The 6,519-nt window shown below is 70.4% G+C and carries 8 protein-coding genes; 3 read left to right on the forward strand and 5 right to left on the reverse strand.

Annotated elements, in window-relative coordinates:
* Positions 1-847: zinc-dependent alcohol dehydrogenase (locus VFB40_RS26945; protein WP_324855560.1), on the forward strand; the 847-nt coding region annotated here is incomplete at its 5' end.
* A gap of 22 nt (positions 848-869) precedes the next feature.
* Here the strand turns inward: VFB40_RS26945 and VFB40_RS26950 are convergent.
* Entirely contained in the window at positions 870-1,853 is a 984-nt protein-coding gene (locus VFB40_RS26950; RefSeq protein ID WP_324855561.1) for a UbiA prenyltransferase family protein, read from the reverse strand.
* Positions 1,854-1,912: 59 nt separating this feature from the next.
* Positions 1,913-2,071 (reverse strand): hypothetical protein, encoded by a 159-nt coding sequence (locus VFB40_RS26955; RefSeq protein WP_324855564.1) that lies wholly within the window; start codon positions 2,069-2,071, stop codon positions 1,913-1,915.
* A 248-nt stretch (positions 2,072-2,319) separates the two neighbouring features.
* Between VFB40_RS26955 and macS the strand changes: the two genes are divergently transcribed.
* Together macS and VFB40_RS26965 are read left to right on the forward strand one after the other, a co-directional pair.
* Positions 2,320-3,471 carry a MacS family sensor histidine kinase gene (macS, locus tag VFB40_RS26960; RefSeq protein WP_324855566.1) on the forward strand — a complete coding sequence of 384 codons (1,152 nt, stop codon included), beginning with the start codon at positions 2,320-2,322 and terminating at the stop codon, positions 3,469-3,471.
* Entirely contained in the window at positions 3,468-4,157 is a 690-nt protein-coding gene (locus VFB40_RS26965) for a response regulator (protein ID WP_324855568.1), read from the forward strand. Before macS ends, VFB40_RS26965 begins: the two co-directional genes overlap by 4 nt.
* A gap of 39 nt (positions 4,158-4,196) precedes the next feature.
* On the opposite strand, the gene VFB40_RS26970 is transcribed toward VFB40_RS26965, so the two are convergent.
* The 3 genes from VFB40_RS26970 to VFB40_RS26980 form a co-directional block, all read right to left on the reverse strand.
* A complete protein-coding gene (locus tag VFB40_RS26970; RefSeq protein ID WP_324855570.1) occupies positions 4,197-4,775 on the reverse strand; it encodes an RICIN domain-containing protein in 579 nt (192 codons plus the stop codon).
* A gap of 297 nt (positions 4,776-5,072) precedes the next feature.
* Complete coding sequence (locus VFB40_RS26975) at positions 5,073-6,182, reverse strand: sensor histidine kinase (protein WP_324855572.1); 1,110 nt, start codon at positions 6,180-6,182, stop codon at positions 5,073-5,075.
* A partial coding sequence (locus VFB40_RS26980) for a winged helix-turn-helix domain-containing protein (RefSeq protein WP_324855574.1) occupies positions 6,179-6,519 on the reverse strand: 341 nt, incomplete at its 5' end. The genes VFB40_RS26975 and VFB40_RS26980, both read right to left, overlap by 4 nt.

Genomic DNA, 6,519 nt, shown 5'->3' on the forward strand with positions numbered 1-6,519 from the left:
CTACCCGATGCGGCTAGGGCACGAATGGTCCGGCCGCGTCGCTGCGGTCGGTGAAGGTGTCGACGCGCAGTGGGTCGGCCGCCGCGTGATGGGCGACACTATGATCGGTGACGGGACCTGCCGCCGCTGCCTGCGCGGGCGACAGCACGTCTGCGAGAACCGCGAGGAGATCGGAATCCGTACCGGCCGGCGCGGCGCACTGGCCGAGCAGCTCGCCGTCCCGGTCTCCTCACTGCACGTCCTGCCCGACACCGTCGACGTAGCGCTCGGCGCTCTGGTCGAGCCCGGCGGCAACGCGTTGCGCGCGGTGCGGGCGGCGGAACTGACGGAGGCGGACCGCGTCCTGATCCTCGGCCCCGGCACCATCGGTCTGCTAGCGGCCATGTTCGCCCGCGCCGCCGGTGCGGAGGTACACGTGGCGGGCGTGACAGACGGCTCCCTCGCCTTCGCGCGCGAACTCGGCTTCGAGAACAGCCGGCACGTGGACCAGTTGCCGCCGCTGCCGTTCGACGCGGTGATCGACGCGACCAACCACGTGCGCTCGCCCGGGCGGGCCCTGGACCTGGTCGAACCGGGCGGCCGCGTCGTCTACATCGGGCTGGCCAGCGAACCCGGCACCATCGACACCCGCACGCTCGTCCTGAAGGACGTCACCGCGATCGGCGTCCTATCCGCCTCGCCGGGCCTGGAGGCCGCCATCCGCGCCTACGCCGAGGGTGTGGTCGACCCCCGGCCCTTGGTCGCCGCGACCGTGAGCCTGGAACGCACGAGCGAAACCCTGGCGGGCCGGCGTCCGGCGGACGCCGGGCCGGGACCGAAGATCCACATCGATCCCCGCCTCGGCTGAACGGTCTCTACGGCATCACTGCCTATGCAGCAAGCGAGCGCTGCTCGTCGAGCTGTTCGATCGGCACCGGCAGAAGGCGCAGACGCGGGCCGTGGCGCGCCACCGACAGCGCCCGCGCCAGGGCGAGCGCGCCGAGAAGATTCAGGAAGGCGAACTCGATGAACGGGGCCAGGCCCAGATCGACCGACGACAGGTGGATGATCAGTATCAGGATCATGGCGCGGCCGAGGATGGCGATAGCGCTGATCAACGCCTCGTCGCGGCACGGATTTTCGTGTGCTGCGAGATCTGCGATGAAGATGATCGCGAACACAGCGCAGGCGCCGATGGTGCACTGCGCGACGTGCTCGACCAGTGATCTGTCGCGCATCGCCGCCAGGATGACGCTCGTTCCCGCGGCCCAGCAGCACGCGCTGAACGCGCATGTCCATCGCCTGCCGTGGCGCACGAGAAAGGTGCGCTTGCCGAACATGGCGTCGCCGCGCACGTCACGGAAGTCCTTGAGCAGGATGCGCCCGATGAAGCCGAGGTACAGGCCAGCGAGCAGTGCGAGGTCAGTCCCCGTCGGCGCGTAGCGGACCGCGGTGATCCCGAGCAGGTAAGGCACCGCGACGTAGCAGGCCGGCAGCAGCAACGGCGCGAGCACACCGCGCTGCGCGATGCGGACCGGCCGCACCGAGTACGCGCCGCTGACGGCGAGACCCACGCCGGTGATCAAGAGCGCCGGCCAGCCGATCAGGACACTGATGATTAGCGCGGCGCCGGCCGCGACCCAGCCCGTCGCGAGCAGGCGCGCCCGGCTGACCGCGCCGGAGACGAGCGGGCGGCGCGGGTCGCCGGGGAGGTTCACCCGGTCGATGGCCTCGTCCGCCAAGTCGTTGCAGGCCACGGAGAACACCAGGAACGCCGCGATCACGGCGAGGATCTTCGCCAGCGACACGTAGGCGTTGGGCTTTCCGGCCTGCGCCAGGCCGAGTTCCGCGTAGAACGCCAGCAGCACGAGCACCGGCGGCCGTGCGGTCACGACAATGCCCCGCAGCTGTCGAACCACCCTTTCTGCCGGAGTCATTTGTTGCTCCCGTAGTTCGACATGCCGATCCAGAACACGACTGCTACCGCGGCGACCGACAGGCCCGCGAAGGCCATCAGCACCGCGACGACGATGCCGAAGACGGTCCAAGCGCGCTCGAAACCGGAGGCGGGCCGGGAGCGCGAGGCTTTCATGCGGCACCGCGCACGTGATCGAGGGGAAGTGTCATGACGACAGTCTCGCCATCCGCCGACGCGCCGAAATCCGTACGGATACTCAGGTTCGACGGGTCGGCGTACTCAGGTGCCTCTCGACACCATCAGGCAACGTACTGTCACGCGCCGAGAGTAGCCGCGTCGCGGGCTGGCGTCGCAGCTGCGCGTCATGTGCAAAAATGCAGCTCACTGACCGGCGAGGCGGTATGCGGGGGAGAAGAGGGGCAATGCGATCGCCGTGGCACACGACAGCTCGTGTACTCGCGGTGGACGGCGGCCCGCACGGGTACGAAGCGCCACTGTGGCGCGCGCTCACCGTCTTTCGCGTCGCAGCGTTCGGATTCGCGGCCGTGCTCGCGGCCGCCCGCTACAGTCATTTCACCCGCCCGGTTCTCGTATTGTGCGGGCTCATGGTCATGGCGCTGTGGACCGGTTACAGCTCCTACGCCTACCCCCGCGGTGCTCGCCGCAGCTGGCTGTTGCCGTGGGCGGATCTCGCGATCACGGTCGGCTGCTTGCTGCTCACCCGGTGGGTGCTGCACGCGGACGACCTGGCGGTGACGCTGCCGATGGTGTGGATCGCAGGGCCCGTCATCGCCTGGGCGATTCGCGCCGGGCGCCGCGCCGGTTGCGCCGCCGCTGCGGTGATCGGAGCCTGCTGCATGGTCGTGCGGGGGCGGATCGACCTGACCGGAGTCAACGAGGGCGTGCTTCTGCTGCTGACCGCGATCGCCATCGGCCATATCGCCAGGCTCAGCAGCGAGGCGGAGACCCGGGCGCTGGAGGTGGCCACCGCGCGGGAGCGCGAGCGCCTGGCTCGTGGCATCCACGACTCGGTGCTCCAGGTGCTGGCCCTGGTGCAGCGGCGAGGCACGGAACTCGGCGGCGAGGCGGCTGAACTCGGGCGGCTGGCCGGCGAGCAGGAGAGCGCGCTGCGCCAGCTGATCGGGACGCGCACCGCCGGTTCGGCATCGCATTCCAAGCCTGCCGGGAACGCGGATCTGCGCGAGGTGCTCAGCCGGTTCGCCACTGCCACGGTCACCGTCGCCACCCCGGCCGCCGCGGTCGTGCTGCCCGGCGCCGTCGCGGACGAACTCGCGGCAGCCGTGGGCGCGGCGCTGGACAACGTGCGCAGGCATGTCGGCCCGCACGCACCGGCGTGGCTCCTCGTCGAAGATGAAGGCGACGGTGTGGTGGTGACCGTGCGGGACGACGGGCCCGGCATCGCGCCAGGCCGGCTGGCCGAGGCGGCGCGGGCGGGGCGTATCGGTGTCACGCGGTCGATCCGGGGGCGGCTCGAGGAGCTGGGCGGCACGGTCGCGATCAGCTCGCCGGCCGGTCAGGGCACTGAGGTGGAGATGCGGGTGCCGCGGCGATGACGACACACGAGCAGCGGCCGCCGGCCGGCGCAGCGGATACCAGGGTCCTGATCGTCGATGACCACCCGATGTGGCGCGACGCGGTCGCCCGCGACCTCGCCGCCGCCGGATACCAGGTCGTCGCGGCGGTCGGCGAGGGACGCGCGGCGCTGCGGGCGGCCGCTGCGGCGCGGCCCGACCTGGCCGTGGTCGATCTGCAGCTGCCGGACGTCAACGGCGTCGAGGTGATCAAGGGGCTGCTGGCCGTACTCCCGGCCCTGCGGGTCCTGGTGCTCTCCGCGAGCGGCGAGCACCAGGACGTCCTCGACGCGGTCAAGGCCGGCGCCGGCGGCTACCTGCTGAAATCGGCGAGCGCCGCCGAGTTCCTCGACGCGGTCGCCAGGACCGCCGCCGGCGACGCCGTGTTCACCGCCGGACTCGCCGCGCTGGTGCTGGGCGAATTCCGCCGCCTGGCCGCCACGCCCCGCGGCGAAGCGGACGACCCGGTCCCCCAGCTGACCGAGCGGGAGACCGAGGTGCTCCGCCTTGTAGCCAAAGGCCTGACATACCGCCAGATCGCGGAGCGCCTCGTCCTCTCGCATCGCACCGTGCAGAACCACGTGCAGAACACACTCGGCAAGCTGCAACTGCACAACCGGGTCGAGCTGGTCCGCTACGTGATCGAGAACGGGCTGGCACAGGAGTAGACCGGATGAGAGCGGGAGCGCCGCACCTGGGCTGGTAGTTCAGATGGCGCCGAAGAACTGGTTCGCGCCACCGTCGTAGTAGTAGGCGTCGATGCCGGCTCCGGCCCACGGGCTGTCGCCGTACACGTCCATGTACAGGCCGCTCCAGGGGTTCATGATGGTGGCGGAGCCGATGAGCGAGGGGGTGACCGGGGTGTGCCAGATCTGGTTGATCCCGCCGGCGCAGGGGAACTGGACGATCTGGTCGCCCGCCACCCCGTCGGTGGTCAGGCACAGCCCGCTGTTGGCGTTCTGGATCATGTAGTTCTCGTTGCCGGCGACCGGGATGAAGGTCCAGTTCTGGTTGTTGCCGCCGTTGGCGTACCACTGGATCAGGCCGCCGCCGGAGGAGGTCGAGCCGCCGGCCATGTCGAGCAGCAGGCCGAAGCTGGAGTTCGGGGTCAGGTGGATCGTGAACCCGGAGGCGGCGTGCGCCGAGGTGACCCCCGCGGCCAGCGCGCCGGCCGTCGCCAGCGCCACCGTGGCGGTGGCGGCCGCGGCCCGGCCGCGCAGCGAGCGCAGTCGTGACCGGCGCAGGGCGGATCCGGTCGGCGTGGCGGCGGAGACGTGCTTGTTCATGGCTGATACCCCTTTGAGGACTTGAAGAGCGCGGCGCCCCGTTGGCGTTCGCGTGATGTGGCCGCGGCTGACGGCTGAGGATCCCCGTTCGCTGCGTGCTGATATTGAGGCTAGGTGGGGCGCAGGTGCGCCGATCTGCAGTGCATCTATAGGCCGTGTATGCGCTCTGATCAGGCGATTTAGTCGTTGCGCGGAGGTAGGGCGGCAACAATCGGCAAAAGCGGCAGCTGCGTCGTTGCCGCCGGTTCACCGGCGACAGGCCGCTTGAACGCTGATACAGCCGTCAGTCGTCAGCTGTCAGTCGTCAGCCGGCGCAGGCACAAATCGCACCGTGACGGCCAGTCCGCCTTCGGGGCGCGAGGTGATGGCAAGCGCGGCATGATGGGCCTGAGCGACTGCGTTGATGATGGCCAGGCCGAGACCGTGTCCGTCGTGGCGGCCGGGCGCGAGCCGCTGGAAGGGGTGGATCAGCTGTCTCAACTGGTCGTCCGGAACGAGTGGTCCGGTGTTGGTGACGGTGATGCTCACCCAGGGGCCCGACTGCTCGGTGGTGATGTGAGCCTGTCCGCCGCAATGGTTGTGGCGGATCGCGTTGTCGACCAGGTTGGCGACGAGGCTCTCGATCAGTCTGGGGTCGCCTGCCGTGATTGCGGGCGTGATCTTCTCGGTGAGCTCCACTGCGTGCTTCTCCGCCTCTTCGCGGCGGGAAGCGATGACGCCCTTGGCGACCTCGGCCAGGTCGAGGTTCTGGCGGCGGGAGATCCCGTGCTCGCTGGTGGCCAGGATAAGCAGCGCCTGCACGAGCCGTTCCTGATGTGCCCCGACGGCGAGGGCGTCCTCGCAGACCGCGCGCAAGGTCGCGGCGTCGGCTTCGGGGTCGGCGAGGGCGACTTCGAGCAGCGTGCGCAGGCCGGCGAGCGGCGTGCGCAATTCGTGTGAGGCGTTGGCGACGAAGTGGCGTTGCGCGTCGAAGGCGGCTTGCAGGCGGGCGAACAGGTCGTCGAGGGTGTGGCCCAGTTCGCTCAGCTCGTCGACCGGTTCGCCAAGGCCGAGCCGCTGATGGAGGTTGCCGGCGGAGATGTGCTGAGCGGTGCTGGTGATCGTGCGCAGCGGTCTGAGGAACCGGCCGGCCACGAGCCGGCCGAGGGCGAGAGAGACTGGGACGAGGATGACCAGCGCGAGGGCGGAGCCGGTCAGCAGCTGCTGCAAGCTGAATCCGTGGCCGGTCCCGGTCCCGGTGACTGAGGCCGGCGCGGGTTCGCCCTTGGGCTTGGTCGACTGGACGCTGAGCAGCGGGACGTCCACGAGTACGAGCACGAAGACCCCGGCGAGGTAGATGCCGGCCGCGTAGGCCAGCGCGAGCCGGGTCTGCAGAGAGCGTCTGGGCAACGGCTGCGGACCGGTCATGACGATCCGATGCGGTAGCCGCCCTCGCGAACGGTCTCGATCACGGGCGGGTCACCGAGCTTGGCGCGCAACCGGTGCATGGTGTGCTTGACGGCGCTGCTGAAGGGGTCGGCCGCCTCGTCCCAGACGCGTTCGAGCAGTTCCTCGGCGGAGTGAACCCGGCCGGGCGCGGTGAGCAGGCATTCGAGCAGCGCGAATTCCTTCGGGCTGAGATCCAGGCGCCGGCCCGCGCGTGCCGCGATCCGGCGGGCCGGATCGAGCGTGACGTCACCGCTGGCGAGGGTGGGCGGCAGCGGGGCAGTGGCGCGGCGGGCCAGGGCACGGACCCGGGCGACCA

The organism is Actinocrinis sp. (genome assembly GCF_035650855.1).
Taxonomy (GTDB): Bacteria; Actinomycetota; Actinomycetes; order Streptomycetales; family Catenulisporaceae; genus Actinocrinis.